Genomic DNA, 21,035 nt, shown 5'->3' on the forward strand with positions numbered 1-21,035 from the left:
CCATAGCGCGGGGGCGTTAACGCGGCGTCAGCGGTTGGCGGACGCGAACGCCCGCGGCGGCGAGCGCGGCGTGCGCGTCGGCGATCGACGCCTCGCCGAAATGGAAGATCGACGCGGCGAGGACGGCGGAGGCATGTCCCTCGACGATGCCAGCGACCAGATCGTCCAGCCCGCCGACCCCGCCGCTCGCGACGACGGGGACGCGCGTCCGGTCGGCGATCGCGCGGATCAGGTCGAGATCGTAGCCGCCGCGGGTGCCGTCGCGGTCCATCGAGGTGACGAGCAATTCGCCGGCACCCAGTTCGGCGAGATGCAGCGCGTGCGCGACCGCGTCGATGCCGGTCGGACGGCGGCCGCCATGCGTGAAGACTTCCCAGCGCTGCGCCGAGCCCGCCGAAGCGCCGGTCGCGGTCCGGCGCGCGTCGATGCTGGCGACGCAGCATTGGCTGCCGAACCGCTCGGCGATGTCGGAGACGATTTCGGGCCGTGCGACTGCGGCGGAATTCACCGCGACCTTGTCCGCCCCCGCGAGCAGCAGCGCGCGCGCATCGTCGGCGGATCGCACGCCGCCGCCGACGGTGAGCGGCATGAAGCATACCGCGGCGGTGCGGCGCACGACGTCGAGGATCGTCCCGCGCGTCTCGTGCGTCGCGGTGATATCGAGGAAGCAGAGTTCGTCCGCTCCCGCGGCGTCATAGGCGCGCGCCTGTTCGACGGGGTCGCCCGCGTCGATGAGGTCGACGAAATTGACACCCTTCACGACGCGGCCGTTCGCCACGTCGAGACAGGGGATGACGCGCGCGCGGACGGTCATCGGATGAACAGCCCGGCAAGCAGAATCAAGCCGCCGATCGTGCAGACGCTGGTCACGGCGACATTGATCGCCGTCGCTCCCCAGAAAAATATCGCGTCGTCGATACGGTCGAAAACCGGAGAGATATTCTTGGTTACGACCTGCATCTTGCCCATGCGGTAGTTGTCGTAGGTTTGGACGCCTACGAAGGCGGCGAGCGCAAACATTACCAAGGTGCCGAGGGTGGCGTTCACGCCGCCGCCGCCACGGCAAGCGCCGCCGTCAGGTCGAGCCGCCCGTCGTACAGCGCCCGGCCGGTGATGACGCCCTCCACCCCATCCCGCGCATGCAGCGCAAGGACGTGGATCTCCGCGATCCCCTTCACCCCGCCCGACGCGATCACCGGGATGTCCACTGCGCGCGCCAAGTCGACCGTCGCCTCGACGTTGCACCCCTTCAGCATCCCGTCGCGGCCGACATCGGTGAACAGCAAGGCCGCCACCCCCGCATCCTCGAACCGGCGCGCCATATCGACGACGGTCACGTCGGACACGTCCGCCCAGCCGCGCGTCGCGACCATGCCGTCCTTCGCATCCACCGCGACGACGATCCCGCCGGGCCAGTCGCGCGCCATGGCACGGACGAAGTCGGGGTTCTCCAGCGCGGCGGTGCCGATGACGACGCGCGAGACGCCGAGATCGAACCAGCCCGCGACGCTCGCCGCATTACGGATGCCGCCGCCCAGCTGGACATGGCCGGGGAAACGTTCGACGATCGCCTTTACCGCTTCACCATTGACCGATTGCCCGGCGAACGCGCCGTCCAGATCGACGACGTGCAGATACTCCGCGCCTGCATCGGCGAACAGCATCGCCTGCGCGGCGGGATCGTCGCCATACACCGTCGCGCGGTCCATATCGCCCTCGGCGAGGCGCACGACCTGGCCGGCCTTCAGATCGATGGCGGGGAAGACGATGAGGGTCACCGTTAAATCCTCCCCGCTTGCGGGGAGGGGGACCGCGCGCGCAGCGCGTGGTGGAGGGGGCGGGCGGCAAGCGAAGCATTTACGGCGAACCCCCTCCACCAGCTTCGCTGGTCCCCCTCCCCGTCCCGGGGAGGATTTGCAGGGGTCACGGCCGCCATGCGAGAAACCTCTCCAGCAGCGCCAGCCCGTAACGCTGGCTCTTTTCCGGATGGAACTGCACCCCCAGCAGATTGTCGCAGCCGATCGCGGCGGTGACGGGGCCGGCATGATCGGTCGTCGCGATCACGTCTGCCCCCGCATAGGCATAGCTGTGAAGGAAATACGCTTCGCCCGGTTCGACGATCGGATGGGCATGGTCCGGCGTCACGTCGTTCCACCCCATATGCGGCACCTTTGCCGCCGGGTCGGCGGGATCGAGCGGGCGGACATGGCCGTCCATCCACCCCAACCCCTCGTGCAACCCCATCTCTTCGCCGACTCCCGCCATTAATTGCATGCCGACGCAGATGCCCAGGAACGGCCGCGCCTTCGTCAGTGCCGCCTCACGCAATGCCGCCTCGAGCCCGTCGACCTTGCGCAAATTGGCGGTACACACGCCGAATGCGCCGACACCGGGCAATATGATCCGGTCTGCCCCCGCTATCGTCGCCGGGTCCGCGGTCACGACCAGATCGTCGCACCCCGCCGCGCGCAACGCATTCTCGACCGATCGGAGATTGCCCGATTCGATGTCGATCAAGGCGAGCATCAGCCCAGCAGGTCCGCCAAGTCGCGCGCCGCCATGCTGGCGGTGAACGCGACGATCCGCGTGGTCGCCAGCCCCTGCACGACGAAGGGGTCGGTCGCGACGACCGCCTCGACCGAATCCTCGTCGCCGCGAAAGATGATTGCGCCGCCGGTCCGCGGCACCTGCCGCCCCGACATCAGGATCACGCCCTGGTCGTAGCCGGTGGCGAGCCAGGCGACATGATCCTTCATCGCCGCGTCGATCGCATCGAGCGGCGCGTCATAGGTCAGGAGGACGATGCACAAAGGCGCGTTCGGTCGCGCAAAGGGTTCGCTCACAACATGCCCTTGGTCGACGGGATCGCATCCCCTTTCCGCGGATCGATCTCGACCGCGGTCCGCAGTGCGCGGGCGAGCCCCTTGAACGCGCTTTCGGCGATGTGGTGGTTGTTCTCGCCGTGCAGCGTCTCGACGTGGAGCGTGATGCCCGCGGCCTGCGCGAAGCTGTGGAACCAGTGCTGGAACAACTCGGTATCCATCTCGCCAAGCCGCTTCTGGCTGAACGCGGTCTTCCAGACGAGCCAGGGGCGGCCGGAGATGTCGAGCGCCACCCGGGTCAGCGTCTCGTCCATCGGCGACAGCGCGTCGCCGTAGCGGCGGATACCGCGCTTGTCGCCGAGCGCCCTTGCCACCGCTTCGCCGATCGCGATGCCGGTATCCTCGACGGTGTGGTGCTGGTCGATATGCAGGTCGCCGTGCGTGCGCACATGCAGGTCGATCAGTGAATGGCGGGACAATTGTTCGAGCATATGGTCGAAGAAACCGATCCCGGTCGCGACGTCGTACGCCCCCGTGCCGTCGAGATCGATCGTCACCGCGATATCGGTTTCCGCAGTGGTCCGGCTGATGGTGGAGGTGCGCGTCATGGCCCTCCCCCATAACGCCGATGCGCGGTCATGCAATCTTGAGCGCGACGCGCTCCGTGCAATCCTGAGCGCGTCGCGCTCGGTGCAATCTTGACCGGCCCCCAAAGCGCGCTACCCAAGGGGAATGAGCGACGGTCTTCCCGACAGCCTGATTCCCTATGACGAGATCGTCCAGGACACCCTGCGCGGCGTGATCGGCCGCGTGCTCGGCTCGGTCGCGGCGGGCGGATCGCTGCCGGGCGAGCATCATTTCTACATCACCTTCAAGACGCAAGGCGCGGGCGTCGACATCCCGCAGCGGCTGATCGAACGCTTCCCCGACGAGATGACGATCGTCCTGCAGAACCGCTATTGGGACCTGATCGTCGACGACACGCGCTTTTCGGTCGGGCTGAGCTTCAACCAGGTGCCGTCGAAGCTGGTCATCCCCTATTCGGCGATCACGGGGTTCCACGACCCCGCGGTGAATTTCGAACTGCGTTTTCAGGCGCAGGAGGGGCCGGACGACGGTCCCGAGCCGCATGACTCGGCACAGAACGACGGGCCTAGCGCCGCGCCGGTCGAGGACGGGTCGAACGTCGTCGCGGTGGATTTTAAAAGGAAAAAGTAATTCCCTCTCCCTTTGGGAGAGGGAGGGGGGCCCGCTCGCGAAGCGAGTGGGAAGGGTGAGGACAGTTCCCCTTTTCCTGTCCTCACCCTTCCGCAGCTTTGCTGCTCCCTCCCTCTCCCGACGGGAGAGGGATAGAAGGTAGCATGACCACCCGCACCGAAACCGATTCGCTCGGCCCCATCCAGGTCCCTGCCGCCGCCTATTGGGGCGCACAGACCCAGCGCAGCATCGAAAATTTCCCGTTCGCCACGCGCGAGCGGATGCCGATCGAGATCGTGCATGCGCTGGCCTTGGCGAAGCAGGCGGCCGCCCGCGTGAACCGCGCGCACGGGTTGCCGGGCGACAAGGCGGATGCGATCGAGGCGGCGGCGGCGGATATCGCGGCAGGACAGTTCGACGACCAGTTCCCGCTCGTCATCTGGCAGACGGGCAGCGGCACCCAATCGAACATGAACGTCAACGAGGTCATCGCCGGGATCGCCAACGAGCGGCTGGCGGGGACGCGCGGCGGCAAGTCGCCGGTGCATCCCAATGACGACGTCAACAAGAGCCAGTCGTCGAACGACAGCTTCCCGACCGCGCTGCACGTCGCCGCCGCGCTCGCCTGTTCGCACCGGTTGCTGCCAGCGCTGCTGCGGCTGGAGGAGGCCTTGTTCGCCAGGGCGGCGGCGTGGGACGACATCGTCAAGATCGGGCGGACGCATCTGCAGGACGCGACGCCGCTGACCCTGGGGCAGGAATTTTCCGGCTTTGGCGCGCAGATGCGTCTGGCGCGGGTGCGCACCGAGCCGTTCGTCGCCAATGCCGTGTCCCGACTGGCGCAGGGTGGTACTGCGGTCGGGACCGGGCTTAATGCGCCGCACGGGTTCGGCGAGGCGTTCGCGCGGGAGATCAGCGCGATCACCGGCTTCGCGTTCGAAAGCGCACCCAACAAGTTCGAGGCTCTGGCATCGAACGACACGCTGGTCGACCTGTCGGGACGGCTCAACAGCCTCGCGGTCGCGCTGACCAAGATCGCGAACGACATTCGCCTGCTCGGCTCCGGCCCGCGCTGCGGGTTCGGCGAACTCGACCTGCCCGCGAACGAACCCGGCAGCTCGATCATGCCGGGCAAGGTCAATCCGACGCAGTGCGAGATGCTGACGATGGTCGCCGCGCAAGTCATGGGCAACCATGTCGCCATCACCATCGGCGGGATGCAGGGCCATCTGGAGTTGAACGTCTTCAAGCCGCTGATCGGCGCGAACGTGCTTCGATCGATCGATCTTCTGTCGACGGCGATGGAAAGTTTCGCCGAACGTTGCGTCGACGGGCTCGAACCCAATCGCGGGCGGATCGCCGAACTGCTCGACCGGTCGCTGATGCTGGTGACCGCGCTCGCGCCCGCGATCGGCTATGACGCCGCGGCGAAGATCGCCAAGCACGCGCACGAGCATGGCCTGACGTTGCGCGAGGCGGGACTGGCGCTGGGGCTGGTCGACGGCGAGACGTTCGACCGCGTCGTCCGCCCCGAGGCGATGCTCGGCCGCTGATGGGAACCTCGCCGCGCGTTCGGCTTTATGCCAGCCGACCAAAGGGAGACAGATCATGGGTGCGACGACCGTAGGCGCGCTGATCGGCGCGGCGATCGATGAACTGAACGGCGGCGACGATGTCGGGGAGGGCGCGATCGTCGGTGCGGTGACCGCCAATGTGCTGAAGGTCGTGCTGCCGCTGGTGGTGACCTATGCGATCGGCTGGGGCGTGCTGCGCGGCGCGGCGGAACTCCGTGAGCGGCTGCTGGGCGGACCGGCGGCCTAAACGCGCCCGCCGGCGATACTTGACGCCCGCACCCCTGCCGCGCCACTAGCGCGCATGGACCAGCCCCCGACCGACGACCCGCATGGCTTTCGCCGCCGAGGCGTATTGTTCGTGCTGTCGTCGCCCTCGGGCGCGGGCAAATCCACGATCGCCCGCAAGCTGCTGGCGGACGAGCCGGAACTCGTGATGTCCGTCTCCGCGACGACGCGGCCGATCCGGCCCGGCGAAGTCGACGGGCGGGACTATCGCTTCGTCGATCTCGATCGGTTTCGCCAGATGGTGGCGGATCATGAATTCATCGAATGGGCGCATGTCTTCGGGCATCGCTACGGCACGCCGAAGGCACCGGTCGAGGCGGAACTGGCCGCCGGGCGCGACGTGCTGTTCGACATCGACTGGCAGGGCGCGCAGCAATTGTTCCAGATCGCGGGCGGCGATGTCGTTCGCGTGTTCGTGCTGCCCCCGTCGATGGAGGAACTCCACGACCGCCTGAGAAAGCGTGCGACCGATACCGATGCGGTCATAGACGCGCGGATGGCGCGTGCGGCGGCCGAGGTCAGCCACTGGGACGGGTACGACTATGTGCTGGTCAACGACGCGGTCGAGACCTGCTTTGCGGGCGTGAAGACGATCCTGGCCGCCGAACGGCTGAAACGGTCGCGCCAGACCGGCATCATCGGCTTCATCCGCAAACTGACGCGGTGAGCCGGGCGGCGGGTCAGGAGATGCGCCGCCCCAGTTCCTTGTTGATCCCGAGTGCGATCAGCGTGCCGAGCGCACCCGACAGCAGATACGCGCCCGCCGCCAACAACCCGAACCGGCTCGCCAGCCACAAGGCGACGAGCGGCGCGAAGCCGGCCCCGACCAGCCATGCGATATCGGACGTCAGCGCGGACCCGGTATAGCGCCGCGCGGTCGCGAAATTGGCGGCGACCGCGCCCGAGGATTGCCCGAAGGCGAGCCCCATCAGCGCGAAGCCCACGACCATGAACACGATCTCGCCCGTGCCGCCGCCGTTCAGCAATTGCGGCGCGAACCCGCTGAAGACGGCGATCCCCAGCGCCGATGCGCCCAGCAGCGAGCGCCGCCCGAACCGGTCCGCAAGCAGCCCCGAGGCGGCGACGGACAATAGCCCGACGAACCCGCCGATGATCTCGATCCCCAGGAACCACGCCGCATCCTCGTGCGCGAACAGCACGACCCAGGACAGCGGGAAGACCGTCACCATGTGGAACAAGGCGAAGCTGGCGAGCGGCGCGAAGGCACCGATCACGATGTTGCGCCAGTCGCTGCGAAGCGTGTCAACGACGCGCGAGGGCTCCAGATCGCGGCTTTCGAACAACGCGGTGTAATCGGGCGTCGTCACCATGCGCAGCCGTGCGAAAAGCGCGACGACGTTGATCGCGAACGCGACGAAGAACGGGTAGCGCCAGCCCCATTCGATGAAATCCGGGGTCGACAGCGACAGCAGGAAGAACGCGAACAGCCCGCTCGCCACGATCAGCCCGAGCGGCGCGCCGAGCTGCGGGATCATCGCATACCAGCCGCGCTTGTGCGCCGGTGCGTTGAGCGCGAGGAGCGAGGCGAGCCCGTCCCACGCGCCGCCGAGCGCGATCCCCTGGCCGATGCGGAACAGCGCGAGGAGGATCGCGGACCAATTGCCGATCGTCTCGTAGCCGGGCAGGAACGCGACCGACGCGGTCGACCCGCCGAGCAGGAACAGCGCGATCGTCAGCTTCGTGCCGCGCCCGAGCACCTCGTCGACGCGCAGGAATATGAGCGACCCGATCGGTCGCGCGATGAAGGCGAGCGCAAAGATCGCGAATGAATAGAAGGTGCCCGTCAGCCGGTCGACATAAGGGAAGACGAGCGCCGGGAAGACCAGCACCGATGCGATGGCGTAGACGAAGAAGTCGAAGAATTCCGATGTCCGCCCTATGACGACGCCGATCGCGATCTCGCTCGGCCGGACATGGCCGTCACCCGCATTGATCGCGCGCGCGTCGCGCTCGGCGGTATGGGAGGCGGGGGCAAGCGTGCCGGGCTGGGCGATCATGGTATGTTCCTGCGGCTGGGAGTCGTGACAGCCATCGTGCTACATGCACCATTACGCATGTTCGCAGGATTGGACAAAATGTCCAATGACGCATCGCAGCATATGGGCCTATATCGGCGTCATGCCTGGCTCGCCAACTCTCGATGACCATTCCCCTACGCCCCACCCCGGCGAAGGCCGGGACCCAGGTGCGCCGGTTAGCGTAAGTGAGGGAAGCGCGCGGCCGCGATCGTCCCGCAACTGGCCCCCGGCCTTTGCCGGGATGGGAAAAGGGTGGACGCTGTCGCCTTTGGTCCTGCTGGGCGGGTGCAGCGCTGTCGTCATGCATCCGATGGGCGACGTCGCGCTCCAGCAGCGCAATCTGGTGATATTCGCGACGTGTCTGATGCTGCTGATCGTCGTGCCCGTGATCGCGCTCGTCGGGCTGTTCGCATGGCGTTATCGCGCGACCAGCCAGACCGCGACCTATGCGCCGGACTGGGATCATTCGACGCAGCTCGAACTCGTCATCTGGGCCGCGCCGTTGCTGATCGTCATCTGTCTCGGCGCGGTGACGTGGACAGGGACGCACCTGCTCGATCCCTACCGCCCGATCGGACGGATCGCGAAGGACCGGCCGGTGGCGGCGGGGGTCGTGCCGCTGGAGGTGCAGGTCGTCGCGCTCGACTGGAAATGGCTCTTCATCTACCCGCAATATGGCTTCGCGACGGTCAACGAACTGGCCGCGCCGGTCGATCGGCCGATCCGGTTCCGGATCACGTCGTCGTCGGTGATGAACGCGTTCTACGTGCCGACGCTGGCGGGCATGATCTATGCGATGCCGTCGATGGAGACGAAGCTGCATGCGGTCATCAACACGCCCGGCGATTATGCGGGCTTCTCGTCCAATTACAGCGGTGCTGGTTTTTCGGGGATGCGGTTCCGGTTTCACGGGCTGGACGATGCGGGTTTCGCGGCCTGGGTCGCGCGCAACCGCGCCGCCGCGCTGCCGCTGACGCGCGCCAATTATCTGACGCTGGAAAAACCGACCGAGACGGTGCCCGTGATCCGCTTCGGCCGGGTCGCGCCCGGCCTGTTCGACGCGGTCGTGAACCAGTGCGTCGTGCCCGGCACCACCTGCATGGCCGACATGATGCGTACCAACGGCGCGGATCCGTCGGCAATGGGCGGCAAGGCGAATAGCGGGACGCCGCGTGGCGACATCGCGCGGTCGCCGTTGACGACCACCAATGCCGGCGGCCCGCCGCCTGCCAGCCCCGTCGACGTCAAGCAACGCGGTCCTTCCTCCCCCGCGGAGTCGACCACGCCCAAGCAGAAGCCCCTCTAAGATGGCCAATCCGATGCATTTATCGCCGCTCGCCGTCAGTCCGGTCCTCGGTCGCTTCACGGTCGAATCGCTGCCGCTCCACGAACCGATCGTCGTCGGGACCTTCGCGGTGGTGGCGATGGGCGGCGCGGCGCTGCTCGCCGCGCTGACGTATTTCCGGCTATGGGGCTATCTGTGGACGCAGTGGTTCACGACGGTCGATCACAAGAAGATCGGGATCATGTACATGATCCTCGGCATCGTCATGCTGCTGCGCGGCTTTTCCGACGCGATCATGATGCGGTTGCAGCAGGCGATGGCGTTCGACGGCTCAGAAGGATATCTCAACGCGCATCATTACGATCAGGTGTTCACCGCGCACGGCGTCATCATGATCTTCTTCGTCGCGATGCCCTTCGTCACCGGCCTGATGAACTATGTCGTCCCGCTGCAGATCGGCGCGCGCGACGTGTCGTTCCCGTTCCTCAACAATTTCAGCTTCTGGATGACCGCGGGCGGCGCGGTGATCGTGATGATGAGCCTGTTCGTCGGCGAATTCGCGCAGACCGGCTGGCTGGCGATGCCGCCGCTGTCGGGGATCGACTACAGCCCCGGCGTCGGCGTCGATTACTACATCTGGGCGCTTCAGGTGGCGGGTGTCGGCACGCTGCTGTCGGGCGTCAATCTTATCGCGACGATCGTGAAGATGCGCGCGCCGGGCATGACGATGATGAAGATGCCGATCTTCTGCTGGACCGCTTTGTGCACCAACATCCTGATCGTCGCGGCCTTCCCCGTGCTGACCGCGGTGTTGGCGTTGCTCAGCCTCGATCGCTATGTCGGCACCGCGTTCTTCACGAACACGCTCGGCGGCAATCCGATGATGTACGTGAACCTCATCTGGATCTGGGGTCATCCGGAAGTGTATATCCTGATCCTGCCGATGTTCGGAGTATTCAGCGAAGTGACATCGACCTTTTCGGGTAAGAAACTGTTCGGCTATACGTCGATGGTCTACGCGACGATGGTCATCACGATCCTGGCGTATCTCGTCTGGTTGCACCATTTCTTCACGATGGGATCGGGCGCGAGCGTCAATTCCTTCTTCGGGATCACGACGATGATCATCTCGATCCCGACGGGCGCGAAGATCTTCAACTGGCTGTTCACGATGTACCGCGGCCGGGTGCGGTTCGAATTGCCGATGATGTGGACGATCGCGTTCATGGTGACGTTCACGCTGGGCGGGATGACGGGCGTGCTGCTCGCGGTGCCGCCGGCGGATTTCGTGCTGCACAATTCGCTGTTCCTCGTCGCGCATTTTCACAACGTCATCATCGGCGGCGTGGTGTTCGGCGCGTTCGCCGGGATCAATTACTGGTTTCCCAAGGCCTTCGGCTTCAGGCTCGACGCATTCTGGGGCAAGGTCAGCTTCTGGTGCTGGGTCAGTGGCTTCTATTTCGCGTTCATGCCGCTCTACGTCCTGGGGCTGATGGGCGTGACCCGGCGGCTGCGGACGTTCGACGATCCGTCGTTGCAGATATGGTTCATCATCGCCGGCTTCGGCGCATTCCTGGTCGCGCTCGGCATCGCGGCGATGCTGGTGCAATTCTATGTCAGCATCCGCGACCGCGAACGGCTGCGCGACCTGACCGGCGATCCGTGGAACGGTCGCACGCTGGAATGGGCGACCTCCTCGCCGCCGCCCGACTACAACTTCGCCTTCACGCCCGTCGTCCATGACGGCGACGCATGGTGGGACATGAAGGCGATGGGCTACCGGCGTCCGGACGCGGGCCATGCAGACATCCATATGCCGAGCAACACCGGCACCGGCGTCATCATCGCCGGGTTCAGCGTGGCGTTCGGCGTCGGGATGATCTGGTACGTCTGGTGGCTTGCCGCACTCAGCTTCGTCGGCATCCTGGCGAGCGCGATCGTCCACACCTTCAACTACAAGCGCGACCACCATATCGCGAAGGCCGATGTGATCGCGCAGGAGGCGGCACGCACGCGCCAGCTGGCACGGGCGGCGACATGAGCGCAGTCACGCTACCAGGTCGCGATGTCTTCCACCTGACGGAGGAACCGCATCATGCCGAGGGGTCGAGCACGATGCTCGGCTTCTGGATCTACCTGATGAGCGATTGCCTCATCTTCGCGATGCTGTTTGCAACTTATGGCGTGCTCGGCACCAGCTATGCCGGCGGCCCGGGGCCGAAACAGCTGTTCGAGCTGCCTTTGGTCGCGGTCAACACGTCGATGCTGCTGTTCTCGTCGATCACCTACGGCTTCGCGATGCTGGCGATGACCGACGGCAAGAAGGGTGGGACGCTGGGATGGCTGGCGATCACCGGGCTGTTCGGCGCGGCGTTCATCGGGATCGAGCTTTACGAATTCTCGCACCTGATCGCGGACGGGGCCGGGCCGGGGCGGAGCGCGTTCCTGTCGTCCTTCTTCACTTTGGTCGGGACGCACGGGCTGCACGTCACCTGCGGGCTGCTCTGGCTCGTCGTGCTGATGGTGCAGGTCCAGCTGAAGGGGCTGATCCCCGCCAACCGGCGGCGGCTGATGTGCCTCAGCCTGTTCTGGCATTTCCTCGACGTGATCTGGATCGGCGTCTTCACCTTCGTCTACCTGATGGGAATGCTGCGATGAGCGTGCATGGTCACGACACCGGTCATCACGATGCCGGTCTGCACGACACCGATCTTCACGACGAGGAATCGCACGGTTCGCGCAAGGGCTATTGGATCGGCTTCGGGCTGGCGGCGGTCCTGACCGCGATCCCGTTCTGGCTGGTGATGACGATGCCGCTCGCGAACCAGGCGACGGCGTTCGTCATCATGGCGTTCGCCGCGGTGCAGATCGTCGTCCACATGATCTTCTTCCTCCACATGAACCGGCGGGCCGAGGGCGGCTGGTCGATCATGGCGCTGATGTTCACCGTCGTTATCGTCGCGATCGCGCTCAGCGGCTCGCTATGGGTGATGTACCATATGAACGCGAACATGATGCCGACCCAAGACATGCGACAAATGGGGTGACGCGCCGGGCGCTGGCGCGCGGGCTGGCCGCGCTGCTGTGGATCGGCGCGATCGTCGGATTACTGTGGCTCGGCACCTGGCAGGTGCATCGCCGCGTCTGGAAGCTGGATCTGATCGCGCGGGTCGATGCGCGAGTCCACGCCGCGCCCGTGCCCGCGCCGATACGCGCGACGAAGGACGACGAATATCGCCGGATCGTCGCGACCGGTAAGTTCGTCGCCGGGAAGGACAGCTTCGTCCAGGCGGTCACCGATCGCGGCGCGGGCTGGTGGGTGATGACGCCGCTGCGGACGGCGGGCGGCCGGACGGTTCTGGTCGATCGTGGATACGTCCCTCGCCGAGCCACGTACCCAGCCCCCTTGTGTCCCCGCGAGGGCGGGGACCCAGCCTTGGCTTCCGCCTTCGCGGGAGAACAGGGACGGCGTGGGATCATGTGCCGAAACGGCCTGGTGATCGTCACCGGCCTCCTCCGCCTGACCGAGCCCGGCGGCGGATTCCTCCGGCGCAACGATCCCGCGACCGACCATTGGTATTCGCGCGATGTGGCGGCGATCGCCGCACGCCGGGGGTTGGGTGACGTCGTCCCGTATTTCATCGACGCCGACGCCAACACGAGCGCGCCGAACCAGCCGGTCGGCGGGTTGACCGTCATCGATTTCCCGAACAATCACCTCGTCTATGCGATTACGTGGTATACGCTGGCGGTCATGGCCGCCGCGGGGTTCTGCTATTGGATCGTCCTCGACCGCCGCGAACGCCCTTGACGCCCGGCCTGCCCCTCGGCGCGCGTCGTCCGCGGATCGATACGGCGGGGCACGACAATCTGCTCCAGCTGGTGCAGTTGCGCTGGCTCGCGGTGGCGGGGCAACTGGTCACGATCCTGCTCACCCGGTTCGCGTTCGGGATCACGCTGCCGCTGATCGCGATGCTTGGCGTGTTGACCGCATTGGTCGCGCTCAACGCGGTCAGTTTCGTGCTGCTGCGCCGCGACCGCGCGATCACCAATGCGGAACTGTTCGGTGCGCTGCTGCTCGATGTCGCCGCGCTGTCGGCACAATTATATCTGAGCGGCGGCGCGACCAACCCGTTCGTGTCGCTGTTCCTGCTCCAGGTCGTGCTGGGATCCGTCTTGCTCGATCGCTGGTCGAGCTGGGCGCTGGTCGCCGCGACCAGCGTGGCGTTCGCCGTCCTGACCGCCGTGTACCGGCCGATCACGCTGCCGCCGACGATCGATCGAAGCCTGTTCGCGCTGCACGTCCAGGGGATGTGGGTGTGCTTCGCGCTCGTCGCGGTGCTGCTCGTGATGTTCGTGACCCGCATCAACGGCAACCTGCGCGCGCAGGACGCGTATCTGGCCGATATCCGGCAACAGGCGTCGGAGGAGGACCATATCGTCCGGATCGGCATGCTCGCATCGGGCGCGGCGCACGAACTGGGGACGCCCCTGTCGTCGCTGTCGGTGATCCTCGGCGACTGGCGACGCACCGCGGCGATCGCGCGCGATCCCGATCTGGTGCGCGATGTCGAGGACATGCAGGCGGAGGTGCAACGGTGCAAGGCGATCGTGACGGGGATATTGCTGTCGTCAGGCGACGCGCGCGGCGAGGAATCCTCCGCCACCAGCGTACGCGTGCTGATGGACAGGGTGGTCGGCGAATGGTCCGCGGCGCGTGGCTTCGCGAATGCGCGCTACGCCGACCGGTTCGGCGCGGACGTGCCGATCGCATCCGACGTCGTGCTGCAACAGGCGGTGTTCAACCTGCTCGACAATGCCGCCGAGGTTTCGCCGGGGGCGATCGCCATCGATCTGTGGCGCATCGGCGACGCGCTTACATTGACGGTGCGCGATGAAGGACCGGGCTTCCCCGCCGAACAGCTGGCCGGTCTGGGCAAGCCCTATAACAGCAGCAAGCCCGATCTCGGCCGCGGCCTCGGCCTGTTTCTCGTCGGCAATGTCGCGCGAAAGCTCGGCGGAACGCTCGCGGCGCACAACCGGCCCGAGGGGGGAGCGGAAGTGACGCTCAGCCTGCCGCTCGCCGCGATCAGCCTGGTCGGTACGGATGGGTAAGCCGCTGCTGCTGATCGTCGAGGACGACGCGACCTTCGCGCGGACGCTGCAACGATCGTTCGAGCGCCGCGATTACGAGGTCGTCGTGGCGGCTGGGCCGGTCGAACTCGACGCGTTCCTCCAATCGCGGACGCCCAATTATGCGGTGGTGGACCTGAAGCTGGCGCAGACATCGGGGCTGACCTGTGTCGAGGCACTGCATGCACACGACCCGGCGACGATCGTCATCGTTCTGACCGGCTATGCCAGCATCGCCACCGCGGTGCAGTCGATCAAGCTCGGCGCGACCTCGTATCTGGCCAAGCCGGCGAACACCGACGACATCGAACGCGCGTTCGGGATGACGATCGGCGACGCGGGGGTGCCGGTCGGCGACCGACAGTCGTCGATCAAGACCATCGAATGGGAACGGATCAACGAAGTGCTGGCGGAAACGGGCTTCAACGTGTCGGAGACCGCACGCCGGCTGGGGATGCACCGGCGGACGCTGGCGCGCAAGCTGGACAAGCGGCGGGTGACCTGACGGGCCGTCGCGCGATTGCGGCGCGCGGTACGATCCGTCTACAGCGCGCGGGATGATCCGCCTGACCGAATTGACGCTGCCGCTGCACCATCCGGACGAGGCGCTGCCGGCGGCGATCTGCAAGCGGTTGCGGATCACCCCGCGCGATCTCGTCCGCCACGCCGTCGCGCGCCGCGCGCACGACGCGCGCGACAAGACGCGGATCACGCTCGTCTATTCGGTCGACGTGAACGTGAAGGACGAGGCTGCGGTGCTCGCGCGGTTCCGCAAGGACCGGCAGGTCGAACGGACCCCGGACACCAGCTACCGGATCGTCGCGCGCCCGCCCGCGCATGGCCCGCGGCCCGTGGTGATCGGTGCCGGCCCGTGCGGGCTGTTCGCCGCGCTGATCCTCGCGCAGATGGGGTTGCGGCCGATCATCCTCGATCGCGGCAAGGTCGTTCGCGAGCGGACGAAGGACACCTGGGGGCTGTGGCGGCGCAGCGTGCTGGACCCGGAATCGAACGTGCAGTTCGGGGAGGGCGGGGCGGGCACGTTCTCCGACGGCAAGCTCTACAGCCGGATCAAGGACCAGCGGCATCTCGACCGCAAGGTGCTGACCGAATTCGTGAAGGCCGGCGCGCCCGCGGACATCCTGACCGAGGCGCACCCGCATATCGGCACGTTCCGCCTGGTGACGATGGTGGAGAGCATGCGCGCGACGATCGAGGGGCTTGGCGGCGAATATCGCTTCTCCACGCGCGTCGACGGCCTCGACATCGCGACCGATGCCGCCGGGCAGCGGCGCGTCCGCGGGCTCCATCTGAACGGTGGCGACTATCTGGAGGCGAGCCATGTCGTCCTCGCGATCGGGCACAGCGCGCGCGACAGCTTCGCGATGCTCCACGCCGTCGGCGTGCATGTCGAGGCGAAGCCCTTCTCGATCGGGGTCCGGATCGAGCATCCGCAATCCTGGATCGACCGGTCGCGCTTCGGTGCGGATGCGGGCAATCCGATCCTCGGCGCGGCCGAATATCATATCGCGCACCACTGCTCGAACGGGCGGACGGTCTACAGCTTCTGCATGTGTCCGGGCGGTACCGTCGTCGCTGCGACGTCGGAGGCGGGGCGGGTCGCGACCAACGGCATGAGCCAATATTCGCGCAACGAACGCAACGCCAATTCCGGGCTGGTTGTCGCGATCGATCCGGAACGCGATTTTCCCGGCGATCCGCTGGCGGGCATCGCGCTGCAACGCCATTGGGAGGAGCGCGCCTTCGTTGCCGGCGGGTCCAGCTACAAGGCACCCGCGCAGCGGCTCGGCGACTTCCTCGCAGGGCGGCCATCGACGTCGCTGGGCGTCGTGACGCCGTCCTACCAGCCCGGCGTCACCCCGACCGATCTGGCGGAATGTCTTCCCGATTTCGCGGTGGCGGCGATGCGCGAGGCGCTGCCCGTGTTCGGACGGCAGATTCCGGGCTACGACCATCCCGACGTCGTCATGACCGGGGTCGAGACGCGCACCTCCTCCCCGGTCCGCTTCACGCGCGGCGACGATTTCCAGAGCCTCAACACGACAGGCTTGTTCCCCGCGGGCGAAGGCGCCGGTTATGCCGGCGGTATCCTGTCGGCGGCGGTGGACGGGATCAAGGTCGCCGAGGCGCTCGCGGCGAGCCTGGGCGGGGCATGACCCTGATCGCGTTCAACAAGCCGTACGGCGTGCTGACGCAGTTCACCGATCGTACCACGACCGGATCGCCACGCCGGACGCTGTCCGGGTTCATCGACCTGCCCGGCGTCTATCCCGCGGGGCGGCTCGATCTCGACAGCGAGGGATTGCTGCTGCTGACCGACGATGGCCGGCTGCAGGCGCGGATCGCCGATCCGAAATTCAAGCTGGCCAAGACCTATCTCGTGCAGGTCGAGGGCGAACCCGACGCGGCTGGGCTCGCGGCGCTGCGCCGGGGCGTCGGGCTGAAGGACGGTCCGACCTTGCCCGCCGAGGCGGATCGGATCGATCCACCCGACCTGTGGCCGCGCGATCCGCCGGTGCGGTTCCGCAAGACCGTCGCGGATTGCTGGCTGCGGCTGACCATCCGCGAAGGGCGCAACCGCCAGGTCCGGCGAATGACCGCCGCGATCGGCCATCCGACGCTCCGGCTGGTGCGCTGGCGGATCGGGGACTGGACGGTCGAGGGGCTTGAGCCGGGCGAATGGCGCGTCGCGGTCGAAAGCCGTACGCCGCATGATCGCGGTGGCGGGTGAGCGAGCGGATGCAACCTTGCGTCGCCCGCGATCATTCAGCCACCGGATCGCGTCTGCAGCAAGGAACGACATCACGGAAATGCGCAAGCTCGGCTCGCAGGGGCTCGAAGTCTCCGCCCTCGGTCTCGGCTGCATGGGCATGTCCGATTTCTATGCCGGGCGCGACGATGCGGAATCGGTCGCCACCATAAACCATGCGCTCGATCGCGGCGTCACCTTTCTCGACACCGCGGACATGTACGGCATGGGTGCGAACGAGGAACTGATCGGGCGGGTCGTGCGCGAACGCCGCGAATGGGTGGTCGTCGCGACCAAATTCGGCATCGTTCGCAGCGCGGACGGCAGCGGGCGCGGGGTCAGCGGACGTCCCGATTACGTCCGGCAAGCCTGCGACGCCAGCCTGAAGCGGCTCGGGCTCGACGTCATCGACCTCTATTACCAGCACCGCGTCGATCCCGATGTGGCGATCGAGGACACGGTCGGCGCGATGGCCGAACTCGTGACCGCCGGGAAAGTCCGCTATCTCGGGCTGTCGGAGGCCGCGCCGGCCACGATCCGGCGTGCGCATGCGGTCCATCCGATCTCCGCGCTCCAGACCGAATATTCGCTGTGGAGCCGCGACCCCGAGGACGAGATCCTGCCGACCGTCCGCGAACTCGGGATCGGCTTCGTGCCCTATAGCCCGCTCGGCCGGGGTTTCCTGACCGGGCAGTTCAAGACCGCGGACGACATCCCCGCCGACGACTACCGCCGGACCGCACCGCGTTTCCAAGGCGAGGCGTTCGCGAAGAACCTCGATCTGGTCCACGCGATCGAGACGATGGCGACCGACAAGGGCTGTAGCCCTGCGCAGCTGGCGCTGGCATGGGTGCTGGCGCAAGGGTCCGATATCGTGCCGATCCCGGGGACCAAGCGCCGCCGGTATCTGGACGACAATCTCGGCGCGACCGGGGTCGTGCTGGACGCGGCCGACCGCGCGCGGATCGAAGCGGCACTGCCTCCGGGCGCGGCGACCGGCAACCGCTATCCGGCGGCGTCGATGGGTACGGTCAACCGGTAGGGGTCGTCATCCACCGGGCACGCGCTACGGCGCGGCGGCGCAGCCTGGCGTCGTTGCGAGGAGCCGGTCGCGGTCGGATCGCAGGTCTGCGGCACCGCGCAGGACGGGTTCGGGTCCGTTGCCGAGCCCGGCCCACAAAGCGGCGTTGAACCGCGCCGTGTCGAGATGATCCTCGACGCTGAAGTCCTGACCCTTCATCGCCGCCGCCCACCAGCCGGCGCTGCGGGTCGCGCAGGGTGCAGCCCCCGTCGCGATCGGCGCGAACCGGTCGGCCGGGATCGGCAGGGCGGTGCGGCGCAACACCTCTGCTGCGACCGCGTGGTACTGCCAGTCGGTCGACCGCGGATCGAACAGGTCGGCCATCGGCGCGGCAAGGCCGTCGTTCAGCCCCATCGGTTTCAGCCCGAGCACGCTTTCGATCGTACGAAGCATGTTCACCGTCGTGTAGCGCGTGGACACCAGCGCGCCCTGCCTGACCGTCGCACCGACAACCAACGCAAGCGACCGGCGTGCGTCGACGTGGTCCGCGCCGTTCTGCGCATCGTCCTCGATCACGAACACCAGAGTGGACCCGGCGGCCTTTCCGTGTGCGACCGTCTCGATCACCTGGCCGACGGCATAGTCGTTGTCCGCCATTTCCGCCTCGACCGTGTTCACGCCGTCCAGTGCGGTGTCGAAATCGCCGAAATGATCGTGGCTGAGCCGAAGCAGGGTCAGCGTCGGCAGCGTGCCGTCACGATCCTGCGCGGTATATTCGCGCTGCCATTCCAGCACGCGCCAGTAATCCGCCAGCCGCTGGTCGAAGCCGCGGAAATACGGGTCGCTGCGACTGGCGAGCAGCCGGTCGCCCGGCGTGTAGATGCGCGTGTGGGTCTTCCACGGCTCGCGGACGGGCGGCACGTCGCCGGGTTTGCGCGGATCGTAGATCGACGCGTCCGAAAAGCCGTAATTGCGGACGCTCAGCCCCGCCTTGATCGCGGCGTCCCACAGAAACCCCTTGCCGCGATCGTCGTCGTCGTCGCCGTCCGCATCGGGTGCGGTCAGCAAGGCGGGCCCCGGCATCAGATCGGGATCCTTCGACAGCGCCGGGTTGGTCGCCTGGCGTTCGGCGCGCGTCTGCTGCGTATAGACGAACCGGTCCGCCTCCTCGGCTTCATAGGCGAGCCCGCGCGCGGCGTAGTTCACCGGCGCGGTCTTTTCGAGAAGGTCGGGCACGCGCCCCGCGGTGGTCCAGGTCCAGCCGGTACTCGACTGTTCGCCGGAGTCGTAGAAATTGTCGAGCGTCACGAACCGGCGCGCGATCGCATGATGGTTGGGTGACAGCGCGCGGCCGAGGATCGCGAGATGCGGATCGCCATTGCCGACCTCCAGATCGCCGAGCACCTGGTCGTAGGTGCGGTTCTCCTTCACGATGAACACGACATGCCGGATGCGCGCGCGCACTGCCGTCATCGCCGCCTCCGCCGCCGCACGCTCCTTCGCCTGGCCGAGACCCAGATTGGTCGCAACCTGCAGCGTCGTCGCCGCCAAAGTCCGTTCGTTCGGCAGCGGGAACTGGAGCAGTCCCGCCTTTTCCAGCTGGAAGATATATTGGTTGGCGGCCCCGCACGCATTGGGCTGCCCCCGGTAGATGGCGAGCTTCGGCGCGCAGCCGAGCGGGTTGGGCCCGGGCGGGCTCTTGCGGTTGACGACGAACACGCGCCGCCCGTCGCGGCTGGCGGTGACCGCGCTCGGATACCAGCCCGTCGGTACCATCCCCTGCACCGCCGCGCCCGTCGCGGACGGCGCGACGATGGCGAGCGCGTTGATCCCGCCCATCGTCACCAGCAGCCGCTTGTCGGGCAGCATCGCAAGGCCGTCGACGTTCAGCCCCTTGCCGAGCGGCGCGCTGCCCGACAGCGCCGCGGGGAGGCCGAGCCGCGGTTCGGCGACGAGGCGCGCCGCGGCGGTATCGATGATCGCCAGGCGATCGGCATTGTCCTCGGTCGCGAACAGCCGGTGGGTGGCCGGATCGGCCAGCAGCGCGGTCGGCTCGCCGAGCGTCGCGATCCGGCCTGCGACCCGTATCCGGTCGCCGTCGATCGTCAGCATGACGACTTGTCGGTCGCGGGGCGCGGAGATCCAGGCGCGCGCACCCTCCGGCCAGGCGATCGCGAAGGGAAACTCGCCGCCGGGGGTGCCGGCGGCGGCGGGATCGATCTTGCCGGGGCGCAAATCCTGTTCGGCGACCACCTGCCGGGTCGTGAGATCGACCAGGCTGACCGAATCATTGTAATAGTTCGCGACCAGCACGCGGCGTCCGTCGGGGCTGACCGCGACGCCCGCGGCCTGCGGCTTCACCTCCGCGCCGATCCCGGCGGCATGACCGAGCGCGATCGGCTTGCCTTGTTCGGCAAAACCACGGTCGGTGCCGGTGAAGATATGGACCGTATCGTCGACGCCGCCGCCGACCACGAAGCCATGGCCGTCCGGTCGCCACGCGATGCCGGAAAAGCTGTTCGTCACGGTCAGCGTCTGGAGCAGCCGGGCGGCCTGACCGTCGATGGCGTAGCGAAAGATATATTGCACCGACTGCGCCGCCACGGTCTTCCCGTCCGAACCGTTGTAGCGGTTGTAGCCGCTGGTCATCACGAGCATCTGCCGCCCGTCCGGGCTTCGGGCGATCACCGCGGCACCGTCCGCGATATAATCCGGGTTCGGGCCGACATGCGCGACCAGCGGCGCGAACCGTGCGCCGGGCGCGGCCAGCGGCGTGATCTGCTGCCCGGTCGGCAGCGCCTGACCGGACGCGATCGCCGGCCAGGGCAGGGCGGCCAGCAGGATGACGGGCAAGCGGGGCATAACGGTCCAGTTCAGCATTGGGTCTTTCGCGGTACCGGACAGTGCTGCCG

22 protein-coding genes are annotated in these 21,035 nt (G+C 67.1%); 14 read left to right on the forward strand and 8 right to left on the reverse strand.

All coding sequences use genetic code 11. The annotated features are described in order from the left end of the window. Positions 1-16: 16 nt before the first annotated feature. The 6 genes from hisF to hisB form a co-directional block, all read right to left on the reverse strand. Positions 17-814 carry an imidazole glycerol phosphate synthase subunit HisF gene (hisF, locus tag HUU99_RS02485; RefSeq protein ID WP_174284990.1) on the reverse strand — a complete coding sequence of 266 codons (798 nt, stop codon included), beginning with the start codon at positions 812-814 and terminating at the stop codon, positions 17-19. After that, positions 811-1,047, reverse strand: coding sequence for a hypothetical protein (locus HUU99_RS02490; protein ID WP_174284991.1), 237 nt, complete (start codon positions 1,045-1,047; stop codon positions 811-813). The genes hisF and HUU99_RS02490 overlap by 4 nt, the downstream gene beginning before the upstream one ends. Further along, complete coding sequence (hisA, locus tag HUU99_RS02495) at positions 1,044-1,778, reverse strand: 1-(5-phosphoribosyl)-5-[(5-phosphoribosylamino)methylideneamino]imidazole-4-carboxamide isomerase (protein WP_174284992.1); 735 nt, start codon at positions 1,776-1,778, stop codon at positions 1,044-1,046. Before hisA ends, HUU99_RS02490 begins: the two co-directional genes overlap by 4 nt. Positions 1,779-1,923: 145 nt before the next feature. Continuing rightward, the gene (gene hisH, locus HUU99_RS02500) at positions 1,924-2,529 is read right to left on the reverse strand and encodes an imidazole glycerol phosphate synthase subunit HisH (RefSeq protein ID WP_174285089.1); all 606 of its coding nucleotides are present in this window, start codon (positions 2,527-2,529) and stop codon (positions 1,924-1,926) included. Further along, a complete protein-coding gene (locus HUU99_RS02505) occupies positions 2,526-2,843 on the reverse strand; it encodes a YciI family protein (protein WP_174284993.1) in 318 nt (105 codons plus the stop codon). The genes hisH and HUU99_RS02505 overlap by 4 nt, the downstream gene beginning before the upstream one ends. After that, complete coding sequence (gene hisB, locus HUU99_RS02510) at positions 2,840-3,430, reverse strand: imidazoleglycerol-phosphate dehydratase HisB (protein WP_174284994.1); 591 nt, start codon at positions 3,428-3,430, stop codon at positions 2,840-2,842. The genes HUU99_RS02505 and hisB overlap by 4 nt, the downstream gene beginning before the upstream one ends. A gap of 124 nt (positions 3,431-3,554) precedes the next feature. Between hisB and HUU99_RS02515 the strand changes: the two genes are divergently transcribed. The 4 genes from HUU99_RS02515 to gmk all read left to right on the forward strand — a co-directional run bounded on the left by HUU99_RS02515 (position 3,555) and on the right by gmk (position 6,545). After that, entirely contained in the window at positions 3,555-4,040 is a 486-nt protein-coding gene (locus HUU99_RS02515; RefSeq protein WP_174284995.1) for an SspB family protein, read from the forward strand. Between the two features lie 143 nt (positions 4,041-4,183). Then, positions 4,184-5,572 (forward strand): class II fumarate hydratase, encoded by a 1,389-nt coding sequence (fumC, locus tag HUU99_RS02520; RefSeq protein WP_174284996.1) that lies wholly within the window; start codon positions 4,184-4,186, stop codon positions 5,570-5,572. A 55-nt stretch (positions 5,573-5,627) separates the two neighbouring features. Further along, a complete protein-coding gene (locus HUU99_RS02525; RefSeq protein WP_174284997.1) occupies positions 5,628-5,840 on the forward strand; it encodes a hypothetical protein in 213 nt (70 codons plus the stop codon). Between the two features lie 54 nt (positions 5,841-5,894). Continuing rightward, positions 5,895-6,545 (forward strand): guanylate kinase, encoded by a 651-nt coding sequence (gmk, locus tag HUU99_RS02530; protein WP_174284998.1) that lies wholly within the window; start codon positions 5,895-5,897, stop codon positions 6,543-6,545. 13 nt (positions 6,546-6,558) lie between these two features. Here gmk and HUU99_RS02535 read toward each other — a convergent pair whose 3' ends face one another. Continuing rightward, complete coding sequence (locus tag HUU99_RS02535; RefSeq protein WP_174284999.1) at positions 6,559-7,896, reverse strand: MFS transporter; 1,338 nt, start codon at positions 7,894-7,896, stop codon at positions 6,559-6,561. 331 nt (positions 7,897-8,227) lie between these two features. On the opposite strand from HUU99_RS02535, the gene cyoA reads away from it, so the two are divergent. The 10 genes from cyoA to HUU99_RS02585 all read left to right on the forward strand — a co-directional run bounded on the left by cyoA (position 8,228) and on the right by HUU99_RS02585 (position 18,144). Further along, positions 8,228-9,223 carry a ubiquinol oxidase subunit II gene (cyoA, locus tag HUU99_RS02540; RefSeq protein WP_438827176.1) on the forward strand — a complete coding sequence of 332 codons (996 nt, stop codon included), beginning with the start codon at positions 8,228-8,230 and terminating at the stop codon, positions 9,221-9,223. A gap of 13 nt (positions 9,224-9,236) precedes the next feature. Continuing rightward, positions 9,237-11,243: a cytochrome o ubiquinol oxidase subunit I gene (gene cyoB, locus HUU99_RS02545; RefSeq protein ID WP_174285001.1), complete on the forward strand. Its 2,007-nt coding sequence runs from the start codon at positions 9,237-9,239 to the stop codon at positions 11,241-11,243. Further along, positions 11,240-11,860: a cytochrome o ubiquinol oxidase subunit III gene (cyoC, locus tag HUU99_RS02550; protein WP_174285002.1), complete on the forward strand. Its 621-nt coding sequence runs from the start codon at positions 11,240-11,242 to the stop codon at positions 11,858-11,860. Before cyoB ends, cyoC begins: the two co-directional genes overlap by 4 nt. Further along, positions 11,857-12,249 (forward strand): cytochrome o ubiquinol oxidase subunit IV, encoded by a 393-nt coding sequence (cyoD, locus tag HUU99_RS02555; RefSeq protein WP_174285003.1) that lies wholly within the window; start codon positions 11,857-11,859, stop codon positions 12,247-12,249. The genes cyoC and cyoD overlap by 4 nt, the downstream gene beginning before the upstream one ends. Further along, on the forward strand, positions 12,246-13,013 hold the full coding sequence (locus tag HUU99_RS02560) for an SURF1 family protein (RefSeq protein WP_254602874.1): 768 nt from the start codon (positions 12,246-12,248) through the stop codon (positions 13,011-13,013). Before cyoD ends, HUU99_RS02560 begins: the two co-directional genes overlap by 4 nt. Beyond that, entirely contained in the window at positions 13,010-14,317 is a 1,308-nt protein-coding gene (locus tag HUU99_RS02565; RefSeq protein ID WP_254602875.1) for an ATP-binding protein, read from the forward strand. The genes HUU99_RS02560 and HUU99_RS02565 overlap by 4 nt, the downstream gene beginning before the upstream one ends. Beyond that, positions 14,310-14,840 (forward strand): response regulator transcription factor, encoded by a 531-nt coding sequence (locus HUU99_RS02570; RefSeq protein ID WP_174285005.1) that lies wholly within the window; start codon positions 14,310-14,312, stop codon positions 14,838-14,840. Before HUU99_RS02565 ends, HUU99_RS02570 begins: the two co-directional genes overlap by 8 nt. Positions 14,841-14,892: 52 nt before the next feature. Next, on the forward strand, positions 14,893-16,509 hold the full coding sequence (locus HUU99_RS02575; protein WP_174285006.1) for an NAD(P)/FAD-dependent oxidoreductase: 1,617 nt from the start codon (positions 14,893-14,895) through the stop codon (positions 16,507-16,509). Further along, entirely contained in the window at positions 16,506-17,084 is a 579-nt protein-coding gene (locus tag HUU99_RS02580; RefSeq protein WP_174285007.1) for a pseudouridine synthase, read from the forward strand. The genes HUU99_RS02575 and HUU99_RS02580 overlap by 4 nt, the downstream gene beginning before the upstream one ends. Positions 17,085-17,163: 79 nt before the next feature. Further along, positions 17,164-18,144: an aldo/keto reductase gene (locus tag HUU99_RS02585; protein WP_174285008.1), complete on the forward strand. Its 981-nt coding sequence runs from the start codon at positions 17,164-17,166 to the stop codon at positions 18,142-18,144. 24 nt (positions 18,145-18,168) lie between these two features. Here HUU99_RS02585 and HUU99_RS02590 read toward each other — a convergent pair whose 3' ends face one another. Beyond that, entirely contained in the window at positions 18,169-20,985 is a 2,817-nt protein-coding gene (locus tag HUU99_RS02590) for a bifunctional YncE family protein/alkaline phosphatase family protein (RefSeq protein WP_254602876.1), read from the reverse strand. Positions 20,986-21,035: the final 50 nt, after the last annotated feature.

It is taken from the genome of Sphingomonas bacterium (assembly GCF_903642285.1).
Classification (GTDB): Bacteria; Pseudomonadota; Alphaproteobacteria; order Sphingomonadales; family Sphingomonadaceae; genus Sphingomonas.